Here is a 26,127-nt window from a genome sequence, read left to right on the forward strand (position 1 = left end):
GCCCGAGGCATAGCGACCAACTGTGGGAGCGGGCTCGCTCGCGATGCAGGCACCTCGGACCATCAGGTACACCGAGGTGCTGCCATCGCGAGCAAGCCCGCTCCCACAGTTACTTCAGGCGGTCCGATAAATATCGGAAGTACGCCTCACGAATCTCGGGAATCTCATTCGCCAAGTGATGCCTGCCGCGCGGCAGCATCAACACCTCAGGCTGATCGAACTTGCTGCGCAACACCTGCAGGTTGTGTTGCCAGTCCACCGTCATGTCTTCCTCGCCCTGCACAATCACCGGCCGTCGTGGGCTGCGCGGTGCGGCTTCGATGCGTTTGATCCAGCGCGCCAGGGCACCTACCCAGGCGGTGGGCAGTTGGCGTGGCTGCAACGGGTCGGCTTCAAGGAAGGGTTTGAATTGCGGGTCATTGGTGTTCTCGCTGAACCGCCGGGCGATGCCTTTGACGAACGGCCGCAGCAGGTAATAGCTGACCTGCGACCACCCCCACGCACGCGGCCGCACCAACGGTGACAACAGAAAAGTCTTGCCCTGCGCCGGGCTGTCGGCGCCGTGATTGAGTAAATGGTCGACCACCACCGCGCCGCCGGTGCTTTGCCCGAACAAGTGCCAGGGTTGCGGCAATTGCAGCGCCTTGGCCTCGGCAAACAGCGCCTGCACCACGTCCTGATACACCGAAAAATCATCAATGCTGGCCCGCGCGCCACTCGACAACCCATGGCCCGGCAGGTCGCAGGCAATCACGACAAAGTGCTGGTCCAGCGCCCAGTCGACCACGCTGCGGTACAAGCCCATATGGTCGTAGAACCCGTGAAACATGAACAGCGTCGCCACCGGCAGCGGCGGCCACCAGACCTGCGCCACCACGTCGAAGCCATCCACCTCAAAGCGCCCCAGCCGGCTCACCGCAGGCACTGCGCGCGCAGGCAGGTCCAAGCCATAAAAACGCTGATACACCCGCGCCTCTACAGAAAGCGGTTGCGCCTCCACAAGGGGCTGCAAACTTTCGCGCAGATGATCGGGGTCAAAGGTAACGGGCATAAAAGCTTCCAGACTTGAGGCGCAAAGCACGGTGAAGATGAATATCGAGCTGCGATATTCATCTGTCAGGGCAAGCATGGCAAGCTACGCGACCTTCGAGGATTGATCTGAATGCGACAGCCCTACCGCTCCGCCTTGTTTGCCGGCCTGCTCCTGGTTATCTGCACCGGCGTGCTGTGGGCAGCCTACGACTGGTTTCAGGGCCGCTACTTGCGCGCATTCAGCGAACACACCGCCGTATTCGCAGGCGACGCCCTGCGCCTGCCCGCCGACCTCGCAGGCCCAGGCCCGATCCGCCTGGTGCACTTCTGGGACCCAAGCTGCCCGTGCAACGTCGGCAACCAACAGCATTTGGGCGAGTTGATCGAGCACTACGCGCCCCAAGGCGTCGAGTTCTATGCCCTGCAAAAAGCCGGCGGCCACGGCCAGTTGCCCGACAACCTGCGCAAGATGAAACCCCTCCGCGCCCTGCCCGGCGCCGAGCAGATGCCGGCCACGCCAGCTGTGGGCATTTGGGATCGCACCGGCAAGCTCGCGTATTTCGGGCCGTACAGTGAAGGGCTGACGTGCAATTCAAGCAACAGCTTTATCGAGCCCATCCTGAAAGCCCTGGCGGCTGGGCGCGAAGTCGACGCAACGCATACGTTGGCGGTCGGTTGTTATTGCGACTGGCAAGCACCCTCTGCGCCGTAAGTTTCCATATCAGCCGTCAATTCGTGCACAGACACGCCCTCTCACACTTACTCAATGCATGGCCGGCCTGGCTGCACTAAAGTTCAGATGCTCAACTTTTAAAGTCTGAACAATGAACTTCAACTACACAAGCATGGAACGGCTCGTGTTGGCGCCAATTATCATGGAGCATTTTTAATGCCGTATAAATCTGGAAATACAGTCTTCCTTGGAGAGACAGTAATAACTGCTTACCGGGAGCAAACTTTCGGCCCAAACAATGGCGGCGGCTATGAAGATTTCGCAGGTAGCCGAGATGCTCGCAGAATCGGCTCCGCAACCCGCAACTACATTCTTGAAAAATTCCCGCCACTCGTCAGTAATGCAGTAAGAAACCAGGAGGTCCTCTACTCACAAAAACTCGGCGCATTGGCCACATCCATGGAAGACAGCCTTTCTGCCATCCGCGGGAAGAAGGGGAATACTGCCTCAACACCTGTCGGAGCTTTAGTTCAGGAAATCTCAATCAGAGAAACCCTACTCGCCGACAAATCATCGAAAATCACCACACAAATAATGGTTGCGAACAGCTATTATCGCACCCACTTTTTCAGCAAACGCGTTAGTGAGTTCATGAGAAGAGCTATTTCCGATAGCATGATCTTTTCAGACCCAGATAAAAACTTTCAAAACTGGCAAAAATCCTTATACGCCGCCTACGCTGCAAAACTCCTCAATGAGGAGATTGCGTATCTGACCCAGCAGTTGGCGTGGCTGAAGGCCCAGGTCGAACAGGCCTGGGCCGCTGAAGCAGCCGAGCAAGCTCGAGCCTTGGCGCAGGCAAACGCCATCCGTGCGGCTAACACTTTCAGGGTTTCCGCGCGGCCGGGAGGCGCACAATTGAATGCCGCAGCGGGTTCAATTGCACTGACCGCAAGCTCTACCTTCACATTGGATGCAGCCATTCAAGCCGCGATCCAGGCGTTGAAAGGGCTTGCAGCGACCGTACTGGACCGGGCAACCGGAGTAGGCATCGGCTTGCTGGTGTATTCGCCGACACTGGGCAACAGCGACCGTTTTTCAACCACAATGAGCACTCCCGTGGCGGCGTTGACGCCGCAATTGCCGAGCAACTTGCCAGAGATAGCGGCCGCCGGCGGGACTGTGGATATGCCGTATCGTATTTACGGAGACCATTATCAGTATTCCGTGATCGCAACCTCTGCAGGCGATAGCGTTTCAGCAAAGGTGCCGGTTAGAGCTCTGACACTGGACACGGCACTCAATGCCTATACCTTCACCTCAGCCGATACGCCCCCTCGCACGCTGGTGTTTCCTGTCACGACACCCGGGAACAGCTCGACCACAACGCCAAGCCACATGGTGGATGTGCCTGTGCATGAGGGTGTAACGTTAACACCGATCGAGGTAACTGCTGAGGCACTACCCGCGTTTTACCCGCAGGATCTTCGCGATGCCATTTATGTATTCCCTAAGGAGTCGGGCCTGCCTCCCATCTACGCGGTGTTCAGTGAGCCGCTGGATTCGGGCAAGTTCACACGTAGACAATTGGATCGAAAATTCAAACATGCCTCAAGTTTCGGCATAGATGAAAACCAAAAAAACACAGAAACTTTAACTAAATTCAAGAGTGCAATCGAGGCACACCTTGCTGACGCCAGCACGCTTCCCAAAGGGACGTATCAGCGAGAAAAAGGGTCCACCGTATTTTTTAATTCGAAAACTAATAATATGGTAATTATTGGTGCTGATGGCAAATTTGTATCCGGATGGAAACTTGATCCAAACACACCACAATTCAAGAACTATCTAAACAACGGAGTATTACAATGAGCATGGACCTGATTAATTTAGCGCGCAGATTTTCCAATAGCGTCGTCTCTGCAGAAGCTTTCGCTGATACCTACATCGCTCAGTGGAGCAATGAGCGCGACACAGACAGGCTAAAACACGACGAGACAAACATCTCAGAGTGTGCATCCAGCATTTTTGTACTTGCAGATTCTTTTAATCCTGATGCTAACCGTAGAGAAAGCGAACTGGACGAAAAGCATTTGAAATTAGAGGTACAGTCCACCCTACGGAAATTTAACCTGGACTGAACGACTTTAACTAAATGGAAATATTTATTGATTCAACAATCGACGCGGATGATTTCATGCGAGGGGCTTACTCGCCAAACTGAACGCAGGCTGTTCGACCGGCAAACTCCAGTCACCCGGTCGGCAGGCTGCGGTATCGTAGGCTTTCAGCGCGATTGTAAGCCAACGACAGGAACACATGAGCCAATTAACCTTCATCCTCTGGATACTCAACGTCATCGTTGATACGTCCGGCCAACTCGCCTTCAAGGCCGCCGCCACCAACAGCGCCGAGTTCTCCGGCATGGCCCACTGGCGCCACATGCTAGTGCGCGCCTGGTTCTGGATCGGCATCGGCCTCTACGTGTTCGAGTTCGTGTTGTGGCTGGCCTTTCTGTCACTGGTGCCGTTGTCGGTGGCCGTGATGCTGGGGTCATTCAACATCGTGGTGATCATGATTGCCGGCCGCCTGTGGTTCAAGGAAAGCCTGACCAAATGGCGGTTGATCGGCATCTTGCTGATCGCCTTGGGCACCATCGTCGTAGGGTTCGAATAATGAAACGCTTTTATATCCTCGGCTTTTTATCACTGATTTTTTTCGACACCCTGGCGCAGGTCAGCTTCAAATACGCCTCGATACATGCCGAGCCGTTGACGATGGATGTAGCGTGGCTGGTCCGCGTATTCGGCCATCCGTGGATCTACGGCGCGTTTGTCGGCTATATCGGCGCCTTTTTCACCTGGATGACGCTGATGAAGCACGCGCCCATCGGCCCGGCGTTTGCGGCCTCCTACCTGGAGCTGATCAGCGTGACGCTGGTGTCTGTCTGGCTGTTCAACGACACCCTCACCCTGCCTAAAGTCATCGGCGGCCTGCTGATCGTGGCGGGCATTCTTTGCCTGGCGCGCCAGGAAACCCCGCAGGACAAGACGGCCGAGACGGCGCTGGAAACCTCGGCCTCGTAAACGGCAGGCCGCCTACCCGGCGGCCCAGCCTTGATGGATCTGGCTGACCAGCCGCGTGTTCAGCGCATTCTGTTGCCGCTGCCAAATCAGCACTTGGTCTGGCGGCAACGCGACTTGGCCGTCACTCGCACTCAGCCAACGCTTGAACGCGCTTTGATAGTGGTATTCGGATACATCGCCGGTGATGTCCGCGCCGATGATCTTGCCCTCGCAGGCGCTGATCAGGTCGGTCAAATGCTGCTCCAGGAACTCACCCTGGTCCCAGTTGGTGTTCACCACCTGCGGGCTCAGCACGTCTTTATCGATGGACAGGTAAACCGGCAGCGAACGATCAAACTGCGCCAAAAACGCGCCCATCAGCTCATCCGCATGGCTGAAGGCGCGATTGCTGCGACCGGCGCCGACCCAGTTCATCCAGCGCGTGTCGACGTTGATGTTCCAATAGGTGAGCTTGCGCTTGAGCAGCGGCGACCAGTGATTTTCCCACGCGTGGCCCAGACCAATATCCTGCGAGCCGATGCCCAGCACATGCACGTGTTCCACCTGCGGCAATCGGCTGGCCCAGTAGACCCACGAGCCGCAGTGGATACCAAACGGGTAGCGCATGTTGTCGGGGTGGTTGTCGCAAATAATCAGTTGGAATTTCTGCTGCGTGGGCAGGCGGTTCAACAACAGTTGGCTAAGGTGGTGATAATCGCCGCTGCCGGTAAACACACAGCCATGGTCGCGGGGCATTTGCGCGTGCAGCGCGGTCTCCAACTGCTTGAATTGCGCCCAACGGCAGCCGAAGCGGATCTTTTCCTGCCAGGCCTGCAACGGCAAGGTGAGCGCGCCGGGGATGTCACTGACGGCGCCATCAAAATCCAGAATCAGCGGCGTTAGCGCCTGGCTCATGCGGATTGCTCCTGGTGCCATTGGGTATCGCTTTCAAAGTGGTGACGCAAACGCTTGCCCAGCTTGCGCAACAACGGGTTGCGCACCCAGACCAGATGGCGGGTAAAGGTAAAGTCGGCGCCGAGGCTGGCCTTGACCTGTGGGTCGGTCCAGCCCGCCACATAAAAACTCAGCCCTTTGGCCAGCGCGTACTCAAGGTTCACAAACCAACTGACCACGTACAGGTTGAATTCCAGCGCCAGCGGGTAATTCAGGCCGATGTACTTATCGAGCAACTTGCCGCCCTCGACGTAACACAGGTTGTAGCCGATCAATTGGTCGCAGTGCCAATAGCAGAACACGCGCCCGTTGCTGCCGGCGTCTCTGAGCAAGGCGCTGAAAAACTCAGCCGTCAGCAGGTCAAAATGGATCTCGCTCTGGTCGTACACCGCCTTGTATAGCGCATACAACTGCGCCAACCACTCGTCATCGTTAAAGCGCGCATCGCCGGTGTTTAACACTTCCACGCGCAACGCCTCACGGCTGCGCAGTTTGCGTCGGATATTGCGGCGACGGCTGTGGGACAAGCGCGCCAGGTATTCGTCGATGCTGCCGAAGTTGATCGGCACATACGCCAGCGCCTGGCCTTGCACGCTGATGAAACCGCGCCGGCTGCACTCATCGGTCAAGGCTTGCGCATAGCGGTTGTCGGCGTCGCTGAGCAGCGGCGAGTTGCACGGCAGGTCTTTGATCACGGTGAGTTTGCGCTGCGGGGCGCACTCATCGTGCAGCCACTGCGCGAGCGTCTGCGGCGGCACACCTTCAGGGAACGGTGAGTATTCACTGACCGTGGTGCCCACAAAGCAGGTATCGACACGCAGCCATGCATGCCAAAACCGATACCCCGGCCAGCCGCGAACGCGCTTTACCAACGCGTCGTCGGCGGTGGTCAACAGGTCAAACGGCGTGAAAAAATACGGCAGGCCCTGCTCGGACAGCCGCGCGTCAAAGCCTAGCGGCGGATGCTGCAAAAAGTTTGCGATCAGCGAGTGTGATTCCAGGCAGCACGCGTAGGCAGCCTCGGGCGGGCTGGGGTCTGGCATAGGTTGCAGGGCGCAAGTCATGGCAAAAAGCTCAAAGATGACCGGCGCGATAATAGCCTCTTCGGGGTGCAGCCCACTTGAACCTCGGCTGTCGGCGAGACGCATCGCGCGCTTAGCGGCTCCTCAGCACCCACCAAACCCATTAGACTCAGCCGACCTCCAAGGTGATTGACTCAAGGACCGTCCATGAAACGCAGCCTGACCGTGTTCGCAATCCTGATTGCAGTCCTCATCGCCTGCGCCGGCGGGTATATCTACAGCAAGCAACCCACCCGCCAGGGCACGGTTAAACTGGCTAACCTGCAAGGCTCGGTCACGGTGCGCTACGACGAGCGTGGCGTGCCGCACATCCGCGCCGAGAACGAGGCCGACCTGTATCGCGCCCTAGGCTATGTGCAAGCCCAGGACCGGCTGTTCCAGATGGAAATCATGCGCCGCCTGGCGCGTGGCGAGCTGGCCGAAGTGCTGGGGCCGAAGGTGCTGCAGACCGACAAGTTGTTTCGCAGCCTGCGCATTCGTGAGCGCGCCTTGAGTTACGTCGAACACATCGACCACGATTCGAACGCATGGAAGGCATTACAAGCCTACCTGGACGGCATCAACCAATATCAGGACAGCCACGCCAGCCCGATAGAGTTCGACGCATTGGGCATCACCAAGCGGCCATTTACCGCCGAGGACACCATCAGCGTCGCCGGGTACATGGCCTACAGCTTTGCCGCCGCGTTTCGTAGCGAACCGCTGCTGACTTACATGCGCGACCAGCTGGGCAGCGACTACCTGAAAGTCTTCGACCTCGACTGGCAAGCCAAAGGTGCGCTGAACCTGGCGGCCAACGACTGGAAAACCCTCGGTGCCCTCGCGTCCTTGAGCGAACAGGCGCTGGCCGACAACGGCTTGCCGCAGTTCGAGGGCAGCAATGCGTGGGCAATCAGCGGCAGCCGTACCAAGAGCGGCAAACCGTTGTTGGCGGGCGACCCGCATATCCGTTTTTCGGTGCCGTCGGTGTGGTACGAGGCCCAGCTATCGGCGCCGGGCTTTGAACTCTACGGCTATCACAACGCACTGGTGCCGGTCGCGTTCCTGGGGCACAACCTGGATTTCGGCTGGAGCCTGACCATGTTCCAGAACGATGACCTCGACCTGATCGCTGAAAAGGTCAACCCGGACAATCCCAATCAGGTCAGGTACCACGACCAATGGGTCGACATGACCAGCAGCGAGCAGCAAATTGCCGTCAAAGGTCAGGCGCCGGTGACACTGACCCTGCGCAGCTCGCCCCACGGCCCGATCATCAACGACGTGCTCGGCGAGAACGCGGGCAACACGCCGATCGCGATGTGGTGGGCGTTTCTCGACACCGAAAACCCGATCCTCGAAGGGTTTTACCAGCTCAACCGTGCCGACACCCTGGCCAAAGCACGGGCGGCGGCGGCCAAGGTCTCGGCGCCTGGCCTGAATATCGTGTGGGCAAATGCCAAGGGCGACATCGGCTGGTGGGCGGCGGCGCAGTTGCCGATCCGGCCGGCTGGGGTCAACCCCGGTTTCATCCTTGACGGCAGCACCGCGCAGGCCGACAAGCTGGGCTTCTACCCATTCAGCGCCAACCCGCAGGAAGAAAACCCGGCGCGGGGTTATGTGGTGTCGGCCAACGCCCAGCCGGTCTCGCCCACCGGCATGGAAATACCCGGTTATTACAACCTCGCCGACCGTGGCCAGCAGTTGAATACGCAGTTGAGCGACAGGCGTGTGAAGTGGGACGTGAACAACAGCCAGGCGGTGCAACTGGGCACCACCACTGCCTATGGCCCGCGCTTGCTGGCACCGCTGTTGCCGGTGCTGCGCGAGGTGGTCAAGGACCCGGCGCAGTTGCAGTGGGTGGAACAATTGGCCGCCTGGAAAGGCGACTACCCACTGAACTCGACCAGCGCCACGTTGTTCAACCAGTTCTTGTTTAACCTCGCCGATGCGACCTTCCACCCCAAACTCGGTGATGGCATGTTCAAGACCCTGCTCAGCAGTCGCCTGATCGACGCTGCGTTGCCTCGCCTGGCTGCCTCGCCGGACTCGCCATGGTGGGGCGGCGCGCGCGCCGACACCGTGAAGCGCGCGTGGGACAGCAGCGTTGCGCATCTGACTGGCACCTTCGGCAGCGACCCGACTCAGTGGCAATGGGGCAAGGCGCACACACTGACTCACGGCCACCCGTTGGGCATGCAAAAGCCGCTCGACCTCATCTTCAACGTCGGCCCGTTCCCCGCTCCCGGCACACACGAAGTGCCAAACAACCAGTCGGCCACCATTGGCCCGGCGCCCTGGCCGGTGACTTACGGCCCATCAACGCGCCGCCTGATCGACTTCGCCGACCCGGCCCACGCCCTGACCATCAACCCGGTGGGCCAAAGCGGCGTGCCGTTTGATTCGCACTACGGCGACCAAGCGCAAACCTATATCGAAGGCGGCTACGAACAAGCGCACATCACCGATGAAGAGGTCACCGCCAACACGCGCGGCACGCTGAAGCTGTTGCCTGCCCGATAGCTGGCGCTACACCGGGGCCGCGAAGTTGAGCCGGAACTGTTGCGGCGTCACGCCGAGCCGGCGGTTGAACACGCTGCGCATGTGCTGGGCGTCGCGAAACCCGCATTGATAGGCCACGGTTTTCAGCGGTGCGGGGCTGCTTTCGAGCATCACCCGCGCCGCGTCCACCCGCGCCCGCTCGACAAATTCCGCCGGGGTGATGCGTGCCTCACGGGCAAACACCCGGGAAAAATTACGCGCGCTCATATTCGCGGCCTTGGCCAGGTCGGCAATGCTCAAATCGCCGGTCAGGTTGGCCAACACGTACAACTGCACCCGCGCCACCGCCGAGGTGGTGTCGGCGTGGGGCGCAAGAAACGGGCTGAACTGCGACTGCCCGCCCGCACGCTGGGTGAACACCACCAAGCGCTTGGCCACGCTCAACGCCACTTCCGGGCCATGGTCCTGCGCCACCAGGTACAGCGACAGGTCGATACCCGCCGTGACCCCGGCCGAGGTATAGAGGTTGCCGTCCTGCACGTAGAGGCGGTCGGCGTCGACCTGAGCCGCAGGGCACACGCGCGCCAGCGCAGCCGCATCGTTCCAATGCGTGGTGACGGTTTTACCCTCCAGCAACCCGGCGCGGGCCAGCATGAACGCGCCGTTGCAGATCGAACCGAAGCGCTGCGCCCGTGCGGTTGCGCCGCGCAGCCAGGCATCAAACACCGCGCCGAAATCTTCGAAGGGCAACTGCGGGCCGCCAGCCACCAGCAGCAGGTCATAGGCGTGCAGGGCCTCGCTGTAATGCCGATGGGCTTGCAGCGACAAACCGTTGGAAGCCGCCATGCTGCCGTGGCCGAGGCCAATCACTTCCAACTGGTAATGGTCCTGCGGCGGCAAAAAGCGGTTGGCCTCGCAAAACACATCCATAGGCCCGGTAACGTCCAGCGCCTGCACGCCGGGAAAGATCAGGATGCCAACGGTTTTTTGCATGGGTAGACCTTTATGTCCGGGGGGAACGCAAAACCCTGTGGGGCTGGCTTGCCTGCGATGCAAGCGACTCGGTCCATCAGGTATACCGAGGTGATGCTGGCGCAGGCAAGCCAGCTCGCACATTTGACCGAGTACAGCCTTGGCACGATGTGGCAGCACATTGGCCGGGTTCGCACCCTCGTAGCGATGGCCGCGTCGCGGGCGGGCGACCAGACTGGATGCTTTCCAGAGGAGCACGCCCATGACTACCACCATCGCCGGCATCCAGATCCCCGACAGCGCTTTGGCCAAGGCCACCACCGAATACATCCGCGACGTCGAGACCGACTTGCTCTACCACCACTCCCGCCGCGTATTCCTGTTCGGCGCCTTGAGCGGTGAACGCCAGCAGTTGGCTTACAACCCGGAGTTGCTCTACGTCGGCGCGATGTTCCATGACCTCGGCCTGATCGAAGGCCATCGCAGTAACAACCAGCGATTCGAAGTGGACGGCGCCAACGCGGCGGCGGCGTTCCTCAAACCTTACGGGCTGAGTGATGACGACATCGAGCAGGTATGGCTGGCCATTGCCTTGCACACCACGCCGGGTGTGCCGCAGCACCTGCGCCCAACCGTGGCGCTGGTGACCGCCGGTGTCGAGATGGACGTGCTGGGCATCGACTATGCGGCGTTTACCAGCGTGCAGCGCGAGGCCGTGGTGCATGCGCACCCACGCGGTGAAGGGTTCAAGGAATGCATCATCTGCGCGTTTGCCGACGGCTTACGCTATCGTCCGCAAACCACGTTTGGCAACGTGAAGACCGATGTGCTGTTGGATCAGGAGCCGGGGTTCAAGCCGATGAACTTTGTCGAGGTGATTCGCACATCGCCATGGGCTGCATAATCAACTTGAAATGCGACAAATGTGGGAGCGGGCTTGCTCGCGAAAGCGGTGTATCAGTCAGTACATCTGGTGACTGACACTACGCATTCGCGAGCAAGCCCGCTCCCACATTTTGATCCGGCTTCTTCAGGAGGGCCTGATTAGACCGGTGCGGGCGCCCGGCGCTTGTCCGGCTGTTTCCAGCCCTCCGCCGCCGCTTCTTCAATCGCTTGCTGGATGGCTTTCTTGCGGTGTTCTTCAGCACGACGGCTGAAGAACCACACCAGGAAAGTCACCAACGACACCGCCAACAGGATCAAGCTGGCCACCGCGTTGATCTCGGGTTTAACCCCAAGACGCACCGCCGAAAACACCTCCATCGGCAAGGTAGTCGAACCCGGGCCAGACACAAAACTGGCCAGTACCAGGTCATCCAGCGACAGTGCGAACGACATCATGCCGCCCGCCGCCAACGACGGCGCGATCATCGGGATGGTGATCAAAAAGAACACCTTCCACGGCCGCGCGCCCAAGTCCATCGCCGCCTCCTCAATCGACAGGTCCAGCTCACGCAAGCGCGCCGACACCACCACCGCCACGTACGCCGCACAGAACGTGGTGTGGGCGATCCAGATGGTGACAATGCCACGCTCCTGCGGCCAGCCGATCATCTGCGCCATGGCCACAAACAGCAGCAACAACGACAGGCCGGTGATCACTTCCGGCATCACCAACGGCGCCGTCACCAGGCCACCGAACAGCGTGCGGCCCTTGAACTGGCTGATGCGCGTGAGCACAAAGGCCGCCAACGTACCCAGCGCCACCGCCGCCACCGCCGTGTAGCAGGCGATTTCCAGCGAGCGCGCCACCGAGCCCATCAACTGAGTGTTGTCCAGCAGGCCCACGTACCACTTGATCGACCAACCGCCCCACACCGTCACCAGTTTGGATTCGTTGAACGAGTAGATCACCAGAATCAGCATCGGCAGGTAGATAAACAACAACCCCGCCACCAGCATGAAGCTTGAAAAACTGAAGCGCTTCATATCTTGCCCTCCAACTCTTTGGCTTGGCTGCGGTTGAACAGAATGATTGGCACGATCAGGATCGCCAGCATCACCACCGCCAACGCAGAGGCCACCGGCCAGTCACGGTTGTTGAAGAACTCTTGCCACAACACTTTACCGATCATCAGGGTTTCCGGGCCGCCGAGCAGTTCCGGGATCACGAACTCGCCGACCACCGGGATAAACACCAGCATGCAGCCGGCAATGATGCCGTTCTTGGACAGCGGCACGGTGATTTTCCAGAAGCTGTTGAAGGTGCTGGAACCGAGGTCCGACGCGGCTTCCAGCAGGCTCTGGTCATGCTTCACCAGGTTGGCGTAGAGCGGCAGGATCATAAACGGCAGGTACGAATACACCACGCCGATGTACACCGCGATGTTGGTGTTGAGAATCTGCAGCGGTTCGTTGATCAAGCCGATCGACATCAGGAAGCCGTTGAGCAAACCGTTGTTGCTGAGGATGCCCATCCACGCATACACGCGGATCAGGATCGCGGTCCAGGTCGGCATCATGATCAGCAGCACCAGCACGGTCTGCATCTCTTTGCGCGCGGTGGCAATTGCGTAGGCCATCGGGTAGCCGATCAGCAGGCACAGCAGCGTGCTGAAAAACGCCATTTTCAGCGAACCGAGGTAGGCGGCGATGTACAGCTCGTCGCCCGCCAGCAAGCTGTAGTTCGCCAGGTTCAACACCACCTGCAGCTTTTGCTCAACGTAGGTGTAGATCTCGGTGTACGGCGGGATCGCCACGTCGGCTTCGGCAAAGCTGATTTTCAGTACGATGAAAAACGGCAGTGCAAAAAACAGGAACAGCCACAGGAACGGAATCCCGATGACCACCTGCTTTCCACTGGGCACGATGCGGTGCAAGCGCCGCTTGAGTTTTTTCATGTTCATGAGCGCAATACCACGCCGCTGTCGTCTTCCCACCACACGTACACCTGGTCACCCCAGGTAGGCCGTTGGCCACGGCGTTCGGCGTTGGCGACGAAGGACTGCACCAGTTTGCCGCTCGGCAGTTCCACGTAGAACACCGAGTGCCCGCCGAGGTAGGCGATGTCGTGCACCTTGCCGCTGGACCAGTTGTGTTCGCCGGTCGGCATTTGCGTGGTGACCAGCAATTTTTCCGGGCGGATGGCGTAGGTCACCGATTTGTCTTCCACCGAGGTGGCGATGCCGTAACCCACGTAGATGTCACGGTCGAGGTCCGCGCACTTGAGTACGGCGTGGCCTTCAGCGTCATCCACTACTTGGGTGTCGAAGATGTTCACGTTGCCGATGAACTCGCACACCAAGCGGCTGGTAGGCGTTTCGTAAATGTCGATAGGGCTGCCGATCTGCGCGATCCAGCCCAGGTGCATGATCGCGATGCGCTCGGCCATGGTCATGGCCTCTTCCTGGTCGTGGGTCACCATCACGCAGGTCACGCCGACGCGCTCGATAATCTCCACCAATTCCAGCTGCATTTGCGAGCGCAGCTTTTTGTCGAGGGCGCCCATTGGCTCATCGAGCAGCAGCAGTTTCGGGCGTTTGGCCAACGAACGCGCCAGCGCCACACGCTGGCGCTGGCCACCGGACAACTGGTGCGGCTTGCGCTTGGCGTACTGGCTCATCTGCACCAGCTTGAGCATCTCGGCCACACGCGCCTCGACCTCGGCCTTGGGGATCTTGTCCTGTTGCAGGCCAAACGCGATGTTCTGCGCCACGGTCATGTGCGGGAACAAGGCGTAGGACTGGAACATCATGTTGATCGGCCGCTCGTAGGGCGGCATGTCGGTGATGTCCACACCGTCGAGGTAGATGCGACCTTCGGTTGGGCGCTCGAAGCCTGCAAGCATGCGCAGCAAAGTGGATTTGCCCGAACCAGAGCCGCCGAGCAAGGCGAAAATTTCGCCTTTTTTGATTTCCAGGGACACATCGTCCACGGCAATCGTCTCGTCGAACTTCTTCGTGACCCGGTCGATTTTGACCAGCACCTTTTTCGGTGTCTGGTCGCCCTCGAGGGCTTTCTTATAGGCGCCGGAGGCAACTGCCATTTACGAAACTCCCAACAAAAAAGAGTGCGGTTCGCCCGAGGCGGGCGAACCCTGGATAATGTGAGCCTTACTTGCCCGTTTTTACTTTGGTCCAGCTACGGGTCATTAAGCGCTGCACTTTGGGCGGCAGCTCGACGTTGACGAACGTGCGATCGAGAACCGCCTGCGGTGGGTAAACCGCTGCGTCGGTGCGTATCGATTGCTTCATCAGCTTGTCTGCGCCGGGGTTAGGGTTGGCGTAACCGACGTAGTCACTGACCTGGGCGATCACCTCAGGTTGCAGCAGATAGTTGATAAAGGCGTGGGCCTCTTTGACATTGGTCGCGTCCTTGGGAATCGCCAGAACGTCAAACCACAGGTTGCCGCCTTCTTTCGGAATTGCGTAGGCGATATTTACGCCCTTACCTGCCTCGTCGGCACGCGCCTTGGCCTGGAACACATCGCCGGAGAACCCGGCTGCCACGCAAATGTTGCCGTTGGCCAGGTCCGAGATGTATTTGGACGAATGGAAGTAGGTCACGTAGGGCCGTACTTTCAGCAGTTTTTCTTCGGCCTTTTTGTAATCGGCCGGGTTGGTGCTGTTGGGATCAAGGCCCATGTAGTTGAGCACCGCCGGCAGCATTTCATCCGCCGAGTCCATGAACGAGACGCCGCAGGTCGCCAGCTTCTTCATGTTTTCCGGCTCAAACAGGATCGCCCAGGAATCAATGTGGTCGACGCCGAGCACTTCCTTCACCTTATCGACGTTGTAACCAATGCCATTGGTGCCCCACAGGTAAGGCACGGCGTACTGGTTACCCGGGTCGTTGTTTTCCAGACGTTTGAGCAGCGCCGGGTCGAGGTTGGCGTAGTGCGTCAGCAGTGACTTGTCGAGCTTCTGGAATGCCCCGGCCTTGATCTGTTTGCCGAGGAAGTGATTGGACGGCACCACCACGTCGTAACCGGTGCGACCGGCGAGCAACTTGCCTTCCAGGGTTTCGTTGGAATCAAACACGTCATACACCGGCTTGATGCCGCTGGCCTTTTCGAAGTTGGCCAGGGTGTCGGGGCCGATGTAGTCCGACCAGTTATAAATATGCACGGTCGGTGCAGCCTGCACGCTGGCAGCCAGCGTGATACCTGCAGCCACCAGCACGGCGTTGCGAAATAAAGAAATTGGCACGTGGAGGTCCTCTTAAATAGTTGGGCCTGAAGTTGTTGCCCGGCAACAAAACCGGCGCGCAACTTACCCTCGATAAACCGATCCGGCAAAGCGTTATGTCATTTAATGTGTGGGAGCGCCGGTTAGACGCTCCCACAGGTACAAAGGCTTATTTGCCCGATTTGATTTTGGTCCAGCTGCGTGTCATTTCACGCTGGGTCGCAGCCGGCAAGTCAGCAATCGCGTAGAGCTTGGCTTGTACATCGGCTGGCGGGTAGATGCCCGGGTCGCTGGTGATGTCTTTGTCGACCAAGGCGGTGGCTTTCTCGTTACCGTTCGGGAAGCGCACGCTGTTGGTGATCGCAGCCATGACTTTAGGCTCGAGCAGGTAGTTCATGAACTTGTAGGCGGCGTCGAGGTTTTCGGCATCTTTAGGGATGGCGACCATGTCGTAGAAGCTGCCTGCGCCTTCTTTCGGAATGTCGTAGGCAACCTTGACCTTGCCACCGGCTTCAGCCGCGCGGGATTTGGCCTGCTGGATGTCACCCGAGTAGCCCACGGCCACGCAGATGTTGCCGTTGGCCAGGTCCGAGATGTACTTGGACGAGTGGAAGTAGCCGATCGAAGGGCGGATTTTCAGGAACAGCGCTTCGGCTTGCTTGAGGTCGTCTTTCTTCTGGCTGTCGGTTGGCAGGCCCAGGTAGTGCAGCGCGATCGGCAACATTTCGGTTGGCGAATCGAGGAAGCTCACGCCGCAGCTTTTCAGCTTGGCGATGTTTTCCGGCTTGAACAGCACGCCCCAGGAGTCGATCTTGTCGACGCCCAGCGCGGCCTTGACCTTCTCCGGGTTGTAGCCGATGCCGATTGAGCCCCACATGTACGGGAAGGCGTGCTTGTTGTCCGGGTCGCTGACCGACACGGCTTTAAGCAGGGCTTTGTTCAGGTTGTCGTAGTTGGTCAGCTTGGACGTGTCCAGCTCCTGGTAAACACCGGCCTTGATCTGCTTGGCGAGGAAGTTGTTCGACGGCACGACGATGTCGTAACCGGACTTGCCTGCCAGCAACTTGGCTTCCAGGGTTTCGTTGCTGTCGAACACGTCATACACCACTTTAATGCCTGACTCTTTTTCAAAGTTGGCGATGGTGTCCGGTGCGATGTAGTCGGACCAGTTGTAGACGTGCAGCACTTTATCGTCTGCCTGGGCCGCGCCCGCCATTGCGCCCATCAGGGACAAGGCGAGGAGGGTCTTGCCGGCGTTCTTCAAACCTAATGCCTTCATTTGGTGATGCTCCGATTTTTCTTTTTTGGGCCACAAGCTTTGTTGGGTTTCGTCGCGCGCAACGGCGATACAACCGGGCGACAGTCTGGCAAGTTCAGGGGCTGGCTTTCAAGCGGTTCAGCCGCTGCGCACTGAGCCTAGCACCTAGCCCTGCAATGCCGCCAAAGTCAGGTCCAGGCACTGGCGAGCCTTGCTCACCAACTCGTCAATTTCAGCCTTGCTGATCACCAGCGGCGGCGAAATGATCATGGTGTCGCCCACGGCGCGCATGATCAGGCCATTCTCGAAGCAGAAGGTTCGGCAAATCATGCCTGCGCCACGGCCTTCGTAACGCTTGCGCGTGGCTTTGTCCTGCACCAGCTCAATCGCACCGAGCATGCCCACACCGCGTACTTCACCCACCAACGGGTGATCAGCCAGCTCCCTCAGACGTTTCTGCAAATAAGGTGCCGTTTCGTCGTGAACCCGCTTAACGATGTGTTCATCGCGGATAATGCGGATGTTTTCCAGCGCTACCGCCGCCGCCACCGGGTGACCGGAGTAGGTGAAGCCGTGGTTGAAATCACCGCCTTCGTTGAGCACCGCAACCACATCGTCGTGCACGATCAGGCCGCCCATCGGGATGTAACCCGAGGTCAGGCCCTTGGCGATGGTCATCATGTGCGGCGCAAGGTCATAGAAGTCGCTGCCAAACCACTCGCCGGTGCGGCCGAAACCGCAAATGACTTCGTCGGCGACAAACAGGATGTCGTACTTGGCGAGGATCTCCTGGATGCGCGGCCAGTAGCTGTCGGGCGGCACAATCACGCCACCCGCGCCCTGGATTGGCTCGGCGATAAACGCAGCAACGTTATCTACGCCGAGCTGCAGAATCTTTTCTTCAAGCTGGTTGGCCGCCCACACCCCGAATTCCTCGGCGCTCATGTCGCCGCCTTCGCCGAACCAGTACGGCTGCGCGATATGCACGATGCCCGGGATCGGCAAGTCACCCTGTTCGTGCATATAGGTCATGCCGCCCAGGCTGGCGCCGGCCACGGTGGAGCCGTGGTAGCCATTCTTGCGACTGATGATGGTTTTTTTGTTCGGTTGGCCTTTGATCGCCCAGTAGTGGCGGACCATGCGCAACATGGTGTCGTTGCCTTCGGAGCCGGAACCAGTGAAGAACACGTGGTTCATGCCGGCCGGTGCGATCTCGGAAATGACCTTGGCCAATTCCAGCACAGGCGGGTGAGCGGTCTGGAAGAACAAGTTGTAATACGGCAGTTCTTTCATCTGTTTGGCGGCGGCATCCGCCAGTTCATCGCGACCGTAACCGATCGCCACGCACCACAGGCCAGCCATGCCATCGAGGATCTTGTTGCCTTCGCTGTCCCACAGGTAAACACCGCGGGCTTTGGTGATAATCCGTGGGCCCTTCTCTTTCAATTGCTTGAAATCGCTGAACGGCGCCAAGTGGTGATCATTGCTCAAGGCTTGCCATTCACGGGTTTGCGGGTTGTTGCTGGACATACCAATCTCCTGAACTGTTCAGTGAAGGGGGGGGGGGGGGCCCCCCCCCCCCCGCGCCCCCCCCCCAAAAAAAACCCCCCCCCCCCCCCCCCCCGGGGCCCCCCCCCCCCCTCCCACATTTTTGAGCAATGTGTTGAGCAGCCTGTAAAGCTTGCTTGAAGTTGTGAGGGTGCACAGCTATGGCCGGGCGGTTCAGTCACTGACACACAACCGACCAAACTGTGGGAGGGGGCTTGCTCCCGATAATGGTGCACCTGCCACAAATAAGCTGACTGAAACACCGCAATCGGGAGCAAGCCCCCTCCCACATTTTTGAGCAGTGTGCTGAGCAGCCGGTAAAGCTTGCTTGAGGTTGTGAGGGTGCACAGCCATGGCCGGGCTGTTCAGTCACTGACACACAACCCATCAAACTGTGGGAGGGGGCTTGCTCCCGATAGTGGTGCACCTGCCACAAATAAGCTGACTGAAACACCGCCATCGGGAGCAAGCCCCCTCCCACATTTTTGAGCAATGTGTTGAGCAGCCGGTAAAGCTTGCTTGAAGTTGTGAGGGTGCACAGCCATGGCCGGGCTGTTCAGTCACTGACACACAACCGACCAAACTGTGGGAGGGGGCTTGCTCCCGATAGTGGTGCACCTGCCACAAGCCCCCTCCCATATTTTTGAACAGTGTGTTGAGCAGCCGGTAAAGCTTGCTTGAAGTTGTGAGGGTGCACAGCCATGGCCGGGCTGTTCAGTCACTGACACACAACCCATCAAACTGTGGGAGGGGGCTTGCTCCCGATAGTGGTGCACCTGCCACAAATAAGCTGACTGAAACACCGCCATCGGGAGCAAGCCCCCTCCCACATTTTTGAGCAATGTGCTGAGCAGTTGGTAAAGTTGGCCCGAAGTTAGAAGGGTGCACAGCCATGGCTGGGCTGTTCAGTCACTGACACACAACCCATCAAACTGTGGGATGGGGGCTTGCTCCCGATGGCGGTGCACCCGCCACCGATAATCCAAGCCCCATAATCAGAACAGTTTTGTGAACAGCCAGTACAGGCTGCCCGACAACACAATCGCCGCAGGCAACGTCAGTACCCAGGCCATCAGCAGGTTGCGGATGGTCTTCATCTGCAACCCCGCGCCATTCGCGACCATGGTGCCGGCCACACCCGACGACAGCACATGGGTGGTCGACACCGGCAACCCATACATATCCGCCGCGCCGATGGTCAGCATCGCTACCATCTCGGCCGAGGCGCCTTGGGCGTACGTCAGGTGGGTTTTGCCGATCTTCTCGCCCACCGTCACCACGATGCGCTTCCAGCCGACCATGGTGCCCAGCCCCAAAGCGATGGCCACGGCGATCTTCACCCACAGCGGAATGAAGCGCGTGGCATTGTCGATCTGCTGCTTGAACAGTTGCAGCTTGCCTTGCGTGTCGGCGTCGAAGTTGCCGACCTTGTCCTTGTCCATCAGGCGGATCGTTTCGCTGGTCAGGTACATGTCGTTACGCACGTTGCCTACCGCCTCGGCAGGCACTTTCGCCAGGGAGCCGTAGCCTTTTACCTCGTCACCGATTTTGCCGGCGAGGGCGGCGAGGGCCGGCACCAGTTCCGGGGTGGGGAGCTTGGTGCGCACGTAGGTCGAAAGAATTGGTCGCGGGTCGCCCTGCAGTACGCTTGGCGCGCTTTTCACCAGCGCCACCTGAGTCACTTCGGCCACCGCCGCAAACTGCAATGATTGCTCGGCAGGCATGGTGCGGTTCAGCGCATACGCCATCGGCAGGGTGCCGACCAGAATCAACATGATCAGGCCCATGCCTTTCTGGCCATCGTTGGAGCCGTGCGCAAACGACACGCCGGTGCAGGTGGCAATCAGCATGCCGCGAATCCACCAAGGCGGCGGGGTATCGCCCTTTGGCGCCTTGTACAGCGAGCGGTTTTTTACAAACGCGCGCAGCGCCAGCAACAGCAAGCCGGCAAACACGAAACCGATCAGCGGCGACAACAGCAGTGCGTAACCAATCTTGGTCGCCTGGCCCCAGTCCACACCGCTGGTGCCATCACGCCCGTGCATCAAGGCATTGGCCACGCCGACGCCGATGATCGAGCCGATCAACGTGTGCGACGACGACGCCGGTAACCCCAGCCACCACGTGCCGAGGTTCCACAGGATTGCGGCGATCAGCAGGGCGAAGATCATCGCGAACCCGGCCGATGAACCCACCTGCAAAATCAGCTCGACCGGCAGCAGGGCGATGATGCCGAACGCCACGGCGCCGCTGGACAGCAGCACCCCGAGGAAGTTGAAAAAGCCCGACCATACCACCGCAAAATGCGGCGGCAGCGAGTTGGTGTAAATCACCGTCGCGACCGCGTTGGCGGTGTCGTGGAAACCGTTGACGAACTCAAAGCCCAACGCAATCAACAGCGCCACACCGAGCAACAGAAACGGCGTCCACGTGGTGACCTGAGCGCCCATTTCGTGCACGTCGTGCATCAGGCTGTAGGCGGTAAACAACAGGCCCATGGCAAGCACGGCGAAGAAAACGATCACCGTCACCAGGCTGGGTTTTTTGTCCAGTCGCGGTTTGGGGTCAGTCTGTGACGCGGTGTTGGCGGCAGTCAGGGAAGGGGTGGCCATGCTGGAGCATCCAATGTGGTGAGGACGCTATTGATGATCATTGCAAAATGTTACAGAGATGCTGCGGCAGATCAGGGTTTGGTCGATTGAGTGCGCCGTTGGTGCATAAAAGCCCATCAGGGCTAGCCTCGGAATGCAATCAAAGTGGCTGCTGGCAAGCCAGCCTTTGTGGGAGCCGGGCTTGCTCGCGATGCAGGCACCTCGGTGCATCAGGCAGACCGAGTTGATGCTATCGCGAGCAAGCCCGCACAGGGTCAATAGTCTTTGCGTTTACGGAAGGCCCAGCGCCCGGCAATCACGGTAAACGTCGCGACCAGGGCCACCAGAATCCAAAAGCCTTCCGGGTCTTGCGAGAGCGGTACGCCGCCGACGTTCATGCCGAAAAAACCGGCGATGATATTGATCGGCAACGCCAGCACCGTCACTACCGTAAGCGTAAACAGCGTGCGGTTGCTTTGCTCGTTGAGGTTGGCGGCGATCTCTTCCTGCAACAGTTTTATCCGCTCACCCAGGGCCGTCAGGTCGTTGATGATCAGCGCAAACTCCTCGGTGGATTTGCGCAACTCCTTCACGTCTTCCTTTTGCAGCCACTGCGGTGGGCGGTTAAGCAAGCGCAGCAACGAGCCCGGCTCCAGCGCCAGCAGGCGTTGCAGGCGCACCAGCACCCGGCGCGCGGCACCGAGTTCGGCGCGGTTGGTGGACAGGCGCGAGGACAGCAACTGGTCTTCGATTTGGTCGACGCTGATGCTGGTCTTGCGCACGATCTGCGTCAGCACTTCGCCCTGATCACGCAACAAATGCACGAGCAATTCCAGCGGCGAGCGAAAGCGTTCACCGGCTTTCACCGACGAGCGCAACTTATCCACCGAGTGCAACGGTTGCAGGCGCGCACTCACCAGCAAGCGGCTGCGGGCGCACACCCACAGCGTGGAAATATCCGACGAGACCATGCTGCTGAAGTTGAACACCACGTCGTTGACCACCGCCAGCAAGGCAGAGTCGACGTGTTCAATACGCGTGGAGCGCGAGCCCTCGTGCAAGGCTTCGAAGAACTCTTCGGGCAATGACAGGTTGGCTTTCATCCAGCGCTCGCAGGCAGCGTGGGCGAGGTTCAGGTGCAGCCACAGGAATTCTTCCGGGTCTTGCGGCCCCTGCAAGGCCGCCAACGCAGTGGCCGAGTCAATCTGCTCAGCTTTTTCACCGGGCCGAAAACGAAAACCGTAAAGCAGGCCAAACAGATCGGAATCCTGATGGCCGAGGTCGATGCTGTGGTTCATGGAGGCTCGCAGAGAAAGCGCCTGTAGGACGTTTCACAGGTTCGCGTCTGCGCATGATTGCAAGGTAATTTGACAATTTTATGACAGTTTTCAATTTATTTCTGTTTGGTGACAATTTATTGACCGTTCGTCACCGGGCGGTCAAGAAGCCTCTGGCGCGGTCGATTCAAGGCATTAAGAACCGCCCTGCGTGACTTCCTCAGCGAGACCTTCAGCCGCTTGCAGCGCAGCACTACCGACTTGGTCAGCGCCAGCGCTGAGTTGAGTTCGATTGCCGGGCAGATGGCGAGCGGCACCCAGGAGCAATTCAACCGCACCGACCAATCATTCGCCGCCTCGAAACCGACAGCGTGCGCATCGGCAAGGTGCTTGAAGTCATTCGCGCGATTGCCGAACAGACTAACCTGCTCGCGCTTAACGCCGCCATTGAAGCGGCTCGGGCAGGCGAAGCAGGCCGAGGGTTCGCCGTGGTGGCCGATGAGGTGCGCAGCCTGGCGCAACGCACGGAAGCAGCCAGCGTCAACCTGCGCGGGTTGTCGGGTGAGTTGAGCGAGGTGATGGCGCGTTTGGGCGCCTGATCAGGCCGTTGCCAGGGTGAAGCTGAATACCGTGCCGTGCTGCTCGTGGGTGGACACATTCAATTCACCGCCGTGGGCGTTGGCGATCTGCTTGACGATGTATAACCCCAAGCCCAAACCGGCTTGGGGGATACCCGAGACGGTGCGCGCGTAGGGCTCGAATAACCGCGGCAAGGCTTGTTGGCTGATCTGCCCGGCGTTTTTTACCGTCAGTGTGAAGTGGTCGTGCTCGACCAGCGCCGTGACCTCGACGGGGCCGTCCTGGCTGCCGTGGTGGATGGCGTTGGCCACCAGGTTGGAAAGCAACTGCGCAAGCCGTTCGCGGTCACCTTTTACCCCTTGAAGATTGCCGATTTGCGCACGAATCACGCGCTGCGGGTGCACGCTTTGCACCTCGGATACCACGTGCAGCAACGCATCTTGCAGGCCTTGGCAATCGCCCATGTTCAGCGGGATACCGTTGCCCATGCGCCCGCGGGCGAAGTCCAGCACGTCTTCGACCAATTGCGAGGCGCGCCGGCTACTGGCGAGGATATGGCGCACCAGCACTTCCGTTTCCGGGGTTGGGTGTTTGCGCAATAAGCGCTCGGCGCCGAAGTTGATGGCAAACAGCGGGTTGCGCAAGTCATGCCCAAGCACGGCAATAAATTGCTCACGCAGCTCGGCGGTGCCGCGTTCTTCGTGCAATTGCGCTTCGGTGTGCTGCGAGGCTTCTTCGGCTTCAATCTGCAGCGAGAGCATTCGCGCAAACGACTCCATGGTCGACAGGATCGTGCTGTTGCGCAGTTGCGCCGGGTTAGGGTCGAGCGCACAAATGGTGCCGAAAAAACGCCCGTCGGTGCGGAACACCGGCACCGAAATATAGCTTTCGAACTTGTACAACCGTGGGGTGTGGTGGTCGCGGTAAATCGGGTCTTCACTGGCCTTGTCGATCACCACGGCCACGTGCGAGCTGCGAATTTCGTGGCAAATAGTGGTGGTCAGGTCCAGCTCACCGCCAATGCCCAAGCCGAAGTCCAGGTTGTCGAGCACTGCGCACGCCGTCCAGTGTTTGTCCGTCACCCGCGCCACAGCGGCAAAGCGCAGGCCGGTCATGTCACTGATCACCTTGAGCATCGCGGGTACGGCACTGATGCGGCCAATGGTGGCGATGTCGGCGGCTTTTTGCTCCATGCAGTCAATCTCGGTACGCAAGGGGGTGAGCGTTGTGCCCAGGCCAATGCGGGGGATTTTAACGATCTTGCGCGCACCGCGTGTAATTTCATTCTGTGTATGCAGGCATTTCCTGCGGATAGCCGACGAGCGCCCATAAAAAAACCGCGCCACTCTAATAGAGGGCGCGGTTTTTTGTTAAATCGACTCAGGTGTCCAGTTTGTCTTCCAGCACTGCGCCCGTTTTGGCGTCGAGCTTCACTTCAAACCTTTTACCAGTGGTGTCGGTGAGGTCGACTTCGTAAACCAGTACGCCGTTTTTGTGGTCCAGCTCGGTATCGTTAATGGTGGCGCCGGCGTGTTTGGCCAAGGCAGCGGCGTTGAGCTGTTCGAATGGCTTTACGGCGCCGGATTTGAGCAGGCCCTCGATCTGGTCCGGACGAACATCAGCCTGGGCAAGGCCGGCGGTCAGGGTCAGAGCGGTAGCGGCGAACAGTGCGGTCAGGGTTTTCATGGTGTGTGTCCTTCTGGGTTAGCTGTTTAAGTGGCGCCAGATTAACCGGCGCAACTTAACTCATCCTTAATGGCTCACTGACACCAATGGCCAACTCACTCAGTAACCATTGTCTTTCAGCAGGTCTTGCACACTCGACGACGGCCAGCGCTTGTAGAACTTCAGCAGCTCGGCGGCGCGGTTGGTGAAGATGCCATCGACGCCGGCCTTCATCACTTTTTCGAAGTCCACCGGTTCATCCACGGTATACACGTGCACCAGCAGGCCTTTGTCGTGGGTCAGCTTGTTCATCTCAGGCTTGACCAGGTCGGTATAGCTCTGGTCGCCATGGTTAGTCAGCTCGGCCGATGGGCCAGTGCCGATGGCGCCGAGGCTCTTGGCTTCATCGACCCATTTTTCGAATTCGGCGGCATCTTTCGGCTCTTGCTTGGCGTAGTAAGCGGCTTTGCTGGTTTCGCCGGATTCAGCGAAGGTTTGCGCAGACTTCGGCTCGATACCGCCCGGCCCGACCCACAGCAGCAGGATTTTCGGGGTGTTGGGCATTTCTTTCTGCAGTTCTTTCAAGCTGTCTTTTTCAAACGTCTGCAGTACCACGCGGCCCCTGCCTTGGCCCACGCCGGTGTTGCTCTTGCCCAGCTTGGAGCCGGCGGAGCTCAACCAGCCTTTATCCAGCAGCTTGTTTTTCAGGTCGGCTTCGATGCCCGGGAATTGCTTGGGCTCCTTGGTCTCGATGTACAGGCCGGGTTTGTGCTGCGGGTTGCCCTCGGCGATCTTGATGATTTCATCCAGGCTCTGAATTTTCAGGCCCACAAACCCAGGGCGGGCGCGATCCGGGTAGGCGGCGTTGAACCAACTGCCGGCGTCCAGGGTGCGCAATTCGGCCCAAGTAAACTCGGTGGCCGGAGCGTCTTTGCGCTCGGGGAACTTGGTGGCGACGTCGGTGGTGCGTTGCAGGTTGTTGTCATGGAGGGCGAACAGCACGCCGTCCTTGCTGCGCTGCAAGTCCATTTCCAGGTAGTCGGCACCCAAGTCGCGTGCGAGCTTGTAGGACGCGGCGGTGGATTCGGGGGCATCAAAAGAAGCGCCACGGTGAGCGATGACGGCAGGGTACGGAATGCCTTCGTTTGTCGCCAATTCAGCCGGGCTGATCGGGCCTTCAGCCTGGGCCTGGCCGAAGCCGAGCATCAGGGCGAGCAGCAAGGCGCTCTTGGTAAACGTGGCAGGCATATGCGAAGTCCTTTCGTGGAGGTGACTTTGAGAAGGCATCCTTTTTAACAATTGATTGCGAAAGGCGCTATCACCAAACCGACATTAACGTGCGCACGGGGCATTTTTGTGGCTCTTTTGTGCTGCATTGCCGTATTCTCGGCCGAATCAGCCCCGTCAGAGGGCAGTCATCTGTGCCACGCGTGTAAACCATCTTTCCAGTCCCTGTGGGACTTTTCAGTGAGGTTGACCATGCGTATCACGTCCGAACTTATCTGCCAGGCCGCCGACCAACTCCACGGTTTTGTCGGCCTGAACCGCAAGAGCGGTCACTACATCGTGCGTTTCAGCGAAGACGCCTTCGGCATGGACGTCGCCGATGACGGCATCATCCCCACGGCTGAATTTGTCTGGCTACCTGCCACCGGCAATACCATGATTCTTTCGCGCGAGCGCCTGCAGTTGCTGCTGGACCAAAATATCGACGATCGCATCAACATCACCGAGCCGTTACGGGTGTACATGCGCCGGGTGGAGATTGCGCAGATCAGTGCGGTGCGTAGTTTGGTCAGCTAATTTTGCCGCGAGCTGGTGTGT

The 26,127-nt window shown here is 59.2% G+C and carries 23 protein-coding genes and 1 pseudogene; 9 read left to right on the forward strand and 15 right to left on the reverse strand.

The window, feature by feature from the left end:
• Positions 1–109: 109 nt before the first annotated feature.
• Complete coding sequence (bipL, locus tag ACOZK9_RS05420; RefSeq protein WP_421555414.1) at positions 110–1,051, reverse strand: phospholipase BipL; 942 nt, start codon at positions 1,049–1,051, stop codon at positions 110–112.
• Positions 1,052–1,162: 111 nt separating this feature from the next.
• On the opposite strand from bipL, the gene ACOZK9_RS05425 reads away from it, so the two are divergent.
• From ACOZK9_RS05425 to ACOZK9_RS05445, 5 genes are all read left to right on the forward strand, one after another.
• Positions 1,163–1,744, forward strand: coding sequence for a DUF6436 domain-containing protein (locus ACOZK9_RS05425; protein WP_421555415.1), 582 nt, complete (start codon positions 1,163–1,165; stop codon positions 1,742–1,744).
• Positions 1,745–1,921: 177 nt separating this feature from the next.
• Positions 1,922–3,577 (forward strand): S-type pyocin domain-containing protein, encoded by a 1,656-nt coding sequence (locus ACOZK9_RS05430; protein WP_152747127.1) that lies wholly within the window; start codon positions 1,922–1,924, stop codon positions 3,575–3,577.
• Entirely contained in the window at positions 3,574–3,846 is a 273-nt protein-coding gene (locus tag ACOZK9_RS05435) for a colicin immunity domain-containing protein (protein ID WP_058413717.1), read from the forward strand. The genes ACOZK9_RS05430 and ACOZK9_RS05435 overlap by 4 nt, the downstream gene beginning before the upstream one ends.
• A gap of 178 nt (positions 3,847–4,024) precedes the next feature.
• A complete protein-coding gene (locus tag ACOZK9_RS05440) occupies positions 4,025–4,381 on the forward strand; it encodes an EamA family transporter (RefSeq protein ID WP_058413718.1) in 357 nt (118 codons plus the stop codon).
• On the forward strand, positions 4,381–4,791 hold the full coding sequence (locus tag ACOZK9_RS05445) for a DMT family transporter (protein ID WP_058413719.1): 411 nt from the start codon (positions 4,381–4,383) through the stop codon (positions 4,789–4,791). Before ACOZK9_RS05440 ends, ACOZK9_RS05445 begins: the two co-directional genes overlap by 1 nt.
• A gap of 12 nt (positions 4,792–4,803) precedes the next feature.
• On the opposite strand, the gene ACOZK9_RS05450 is transcribed toward ACOZK9_RS05445, so the two are convergent.
• The gene (locus ACOZK9_RS05450; protein WP_058413720.1) at positions 4,804–5,685 is read right to left on the reverse strand and encodes a hypothetical protein; all 882 of its coding nucleotides are present in this window, start codon (positions 5,683–5,685) and stop codon (positions 4,804–4,806) included.
• Positions 5,682–6,788 carry a GNAT family N-acetyltransferase gene (locus ACOZK9_RS05455; protein ID WP_421555416.1) on the reverse strand — a complete coding sequence of 369 codons (1,107 nt, stop codon included), beginning with the start codon at positions 6,786–6,788 and terminating at the stop codon, positions 5,682–5,684. The genes ACOZK9_RS05450 and ACOZK9_RS05455 overlap by 4 nt, the downstream gene beginning before the upstream one ends.
• A gap of 165 nt (positions 6,789–6,953) precedes the next feature.
• Between ACOZK9_RS05455 and ACOZK9_RS05460 the strand changes: the two genes are divergently transcribed.
• Positions 6,954–9,308 carry a penicillin acylase family protein gene (locus ACOZK9_RS05460; protein ID WP_421555417.1) on the forward strand — a complete coding sequence of 785 codons (2,355 nt, stop codon included), beginning with the start codon at positions 6,954–6,956 and terminating at the stop codon, positions 9,306–9,308.
• Positions 9,309–9,314: 6 nt separating this feature from the next.
• Here ACOZK9_RS05460 and ACOZK9_RS05465 read toward each other — a convergent pair whose 3' ends face one another.
• Positions 9,315–10,280 carry a GlxA family transcriptional regulator gene (locus tag ACOZK9_RS05465; protein WP_421555418.1) on the reverse strand — a complete coding sequence of 322 codons (966 nt, stop codon included), beginning with the start codon at positions 10,278–10,280 and terminating at the stop codon, positions 9,315–9,317.
• A 241-nt stretch (positions 10,281–10,521) separates the two neighbouring features.
• Between ACOZK9_RS05465 and ACOZK9_RS05470 the strand changes: the two genes are divergently transcribed.
• The gene (locus ACOZK9_RS05470) at positions 10,522–11,163 is read left to right on the forward strand and encodes an HD domain-containing protein (protein ID WP_421555419.1); all 642 of its coding nucleotides are present in this window, start codon (positions 10,522–10,524) and stop codon (positions 11,161–11,163) included.
• 140 nt (positions 11,164–11,303) lie between these two features.
• On the opposite strand, the gene ACOZK9_RS05475 is transcribed toward ACOZK9_RS05470, so the two are convergent.
• The 8 genes from ACOZK9_RS05475 to ACOZK9_RS05510 all read right to left on the reverse strand — a co-directional run bounded on the left by ACOZK9_RS05475 (position 11,304) and on the right by ACOZK9_RS05510 (position 22,080).
• Positions 11,304–12,188, reverse strand: coding sequence for an ABC transporter permease subunit (locus tag ACOZK9_RS05475; RefSeq protein WP_058413724.1), 885 nt, complete (start codon positions 12,186–12,188; stop codon positions 11,304–11,306).
• Complete coding sequence (locus ACOZK9_RS05480) at positions 12,185–13,105, reverse strand: ABC transporter permease subunit (protein ID WP_099234888.1); 921 nt, start codon at positions 13,103–13,105, stop codon at positions 12,185–12,187. Before ACOZK9_RS05480 ends, ACOZK9_RS05475 begins: the two co-directional genes overlap by 4 nt.
• Entirely contained in the window at positions 13,102–14,244 is a 1,143-nt protein-coding gene (locus tag ACOZK9_RS05485; protein WP_058413726.1) for an ABC transporter ATP-binding protein, read from the reverse strand. The genes ACOZK9_RS05480 and ACOZK9_RS05485 overlap by 4 nt, the downstream gene beginning before the upstream one ends.
• A gap of 67 nt (positions 14,245–14,311) precedes the next feature.
• Entirely contained in the window at positions 14,312–15,406 is a 1,095-nt protein-coding gene (locus ACOZK9_RS05490) for a polyamine ABC transporter substrate-binding protein (protein WP_058413727.1), read from the reverse strand.
• Between the two features lie 148 nt (positions 15,407–15,554).
• Complete coding sequence (locus ACOZK9_RS05495) at positions 15,555–16,649, reverse strand: polyamine ABC transporter substrate-binding protein (protein ID WP_421555507.1); 1,095 nt, start codon at positions 16,647–16,649, stop codon at positions 15,555–15,557.
• A 159-nt stretch (positions 16,650–16,808) separates the two neighbouring features.
• Positions 16,809–18,173 carry an aspartate aminotransferase family protein gene (locus ACOZK9_RS05500; protein WP_058413728.1) on the reverse strand — a complete coding sequence of 455 codons (1,365 nt, stop codon included), beginning with the start codon at positions 18,171–18,173 and terminating at the stop codon, positions 16,809–16,811.
• Positions 18,174–19,186: 1,013 nt separating this feature from the next.
• A complete protein-coding gene (locus ACOZK9_RS05505; RefSeq protein WP_122251430.1) occupies positions 19,187–20,803 on the reverse strand; it encodes an inorganic phosphate transporter in 1,617 nt (538 codons plus the stop codon).
• A gap of 254 nt (positions 20,804–21,057) precedes the next feature.
• Positions 21,058–22,080: a transporter gene (locus ACOZK9_RS05510; protein WP_058415314.1), complete on the reverse strand. Its 1,023-nt coding sequence runs from the start codon at positions 22,078–22,080 to the stop codon at positions 21,058–21,060.
• A 356-nt stretch (positions 22,081–22,436) separates the two neighbouring features.
• Here ACOZK9_RS05510 and ACOZK9_RS05515 point away from each other — a divergent pair.
• A pseudogene (locus tag ACOZK9_RS05515) lies at positions 22,437–22,610 on the forward strand (methyl-accepting chemotaxis protein); the annotation flags it as partial.
• A gap of 48 nt (positions 22,611–22,658) precedes the next feature.
• Here the strand turns inward: ACOZK9_RS05515 and ACOZK9_RS05520 are convergent.
• The 3 genes from ACOZK9_RS05520 to ACOZK9_RS05530 form a co-directional block, all read right to left on the reverse strand.
• Positions 22,659–23,831, reverse strand: coding sequence for a GAF domain-containing sensor histidine kinase (locus ACOZK9_RS05520; RefSeq protein ID WP_058415316.1), 1,173 nt, complete (start codon positions 23,829–23,831; stop codon positions 22,659–22,661).
• A gap of 187 nt (positions 23,832–24,018) precedes the next feature.
• Positions 24,019–24,324 (reverse strand): PepSY domain-containing protein, encoded by a 306-nt coding sequence (locus ACOZK9_RS05525; RefSeq protein WP_058415317.1) that lies wholly within the window; start codon positions 24,322–24,324, stop codon positions 24,019–24,021.
• Between the two features lie 99 nt (positions 24,325–24,423).
• Entirely contained in the window at positions 24,424–25,551 is a 1,128-nt protein-coding gene (locus tag ACOZK9_RS05530; protein ID WP_421555420.1) for a glycerophosphodiester phosphodiesterase, read from the reverse strand.
• Positions 25,552–25,782: 231 nt separating this feature from the next.
• On the opposite strand from ACOZK9_RS05530, the gene ACOZK9_RS05535 reads away from it, so the two are divergent.
• Entirely contained in the window at positions 25,783–26,106 is a 324-nt protein-coding gene (locus ACOZK9_RS05535) for a DUF2025 family protein (protein ID WP_099236867.1), read from the forward strand.
• Positions 26,107–26,127: the final 21 nt, after the last annotated feature.

Origin of the sequence: Pseudomonas kitaguniensis (assembly GCF_049199985.1) — a bacterium.
In the GTDB taxonomy this organism is placed as follows: Bacteria; Pseudomonadota; Gammaproteobacteria; order Pseudomonadales; family Pseudomonadaceae; genus Aquipseudomonas; species Aquipseudomonas kitaguniensis.

Bases quoted from the DNA above. Each gene is read 5' to 3' on its own strand.
- bipL (WP_421555414.1), bottom strand. From the start codon at position 1,051: ATGCCCGTTACCTTTGACCCCGATCATCTGCGCGAAAGTTTGCAGCCC.
- ACOZK9_RS05425 (WP_421555415.1), top strand. From the start codon at position 1,163: ATGCGACAGCCCTACCGCTCCGCCTTGTTTGCCGGCCTGCTCCTGGTT.
- ACOZK9_RS05430 (WP_152747127.1), top strand. From the start codon at position 1,922: ATGCCGTATAAATCTGGAAATACAGTCTTCCTTGGAGAGACAGTAATA.
- ACOZK9_RS05435 (WP_058413717.1), top strand. From the start codon at position 3,574: ATGAGCATGGACCTGATTAATTTAGCGCGCAGATTTTCCAATAGCGTC.
- ACOZK9_RS05440 (WP_058413718.1), top strand. From the start codon at position 4,025: ATGAGCCAATTAACCTTCATCCTCTGGATACTCAACGTCATCGTTGAT.
- ACOZK9_RS05445 (WP_058413719.1), top strand. From the start codon at position 4,381: ATGAAACGCTTTTATATCCTCGGCTTTTTATCACTGATTTTTTTCGAC.
- ACOZK9_RS05450 (WP_058413720.1), bottom strand. From the start codon at position 5,685: ATGAGCCAGGCGCTAACGCCGCTGATTCTGGATTTTGATGGCGCCGTC.
- ACOZK9_RS05455 (WP_421555416.1), bottom strand. From the start codon at position 6,788: ATGACTTGCGCCCTGCAACCTATGCCAGACCCCAGCCCGCCCGAGGCT.
- ACOZK9_RS05460 (WP_421555417.1), top strand. From the start codon at position 6,954: ATGAAACGCAGCCTGACCGTGTTCGCAATCCTGATTGCAGTCCTCATC.
- ACOZK9_RS05465 (WP_421555418.1), bottom strand. From the start codon at position 10,280: ATGCAAAAAACCGTTGGCATCCTGATCTTTCCCGGCGTGCAGGCGCTG.
- ACOZK9_RS05470 (WP_421555419.1), top strand. From the start codon at position 10,522: ATGACTACCACCATCGCCGGCATCCAGATCCCCGACAGCGCTTTGGCC.
- ACOZK9_RS05475 (WP_058413724.1), bottom strand. From the start codon at position 12,188: ATGAAGCGCTTCAGTTTTTCAAGCTTCATGCTGGTGGCGGGGTTGTTG.
- ACOZK9_RS05480 (WP_099234888.1), bottom strand. From the start codon at position 13,105: ATGAACATGAAAAAACTCAAGCGGCGCTTGCACCGCATCGTGCCCAGT.
- ACOZK9_RS05485 (WP_058413726.1), bottom strand. From the start codon at position 14,244: ATGGCAGTTGCCTCCGGCGCCTATAAGAAAGCCCTCGAGGGCGACCAG.
- ACOZK9_RS05500 (WP_058413728.1), bottom strand. From the start codon at position 18,173: ATGTCCAGCAACAACCCGCAAACCCGTGAATGGCAAGCCTTGAGCAAT.
- ACOZK9_RS05505 (WP_122251430.1), bottom strand. From the start codon at position 20,803: ATGGCCACCCCTTCCCTGACTGCCGCCAACACCGCGTCACAGACTGAC.
- ACOZK9_RS05510 (WP_058415314.1), bottom strand. From the start codon at position 22,080: ATGAACCACAGCATCGACCTCGGCCATCAGGATTCCGATCTGTTTGGC.
- ACOZK9_RS05520 (WP_058415316.1), bottom strand. From the start codon at position 23,831: ATGGAGCAAAAAGCCGCCGACATCGCCACCATTGGCCGCATCAGTGCC.
- ACOZK9_RS05525 (WP_058415317.1), bottom strand. From the start codon at position 24,324: ATGAAAACCCTGACCGCACTGTTCGCCGCTACCGCTCTGACCCTGACC.
- ACOZK9_RS05530 (WP_421555420.1), bottom strand. From the start codon at position 25,551: ATGCCTGCCACGTTTACCAAGAGCGCCTTGCTGCTCGCCCTGATGCTC.
- ACOZK9_RS05535 (WP_099236867.1), top strand. From the start codon at position 25,783: ATGCGTATCACGTCCGAACTTATCTGCCAGGCCGCCGACCAACTCCAC.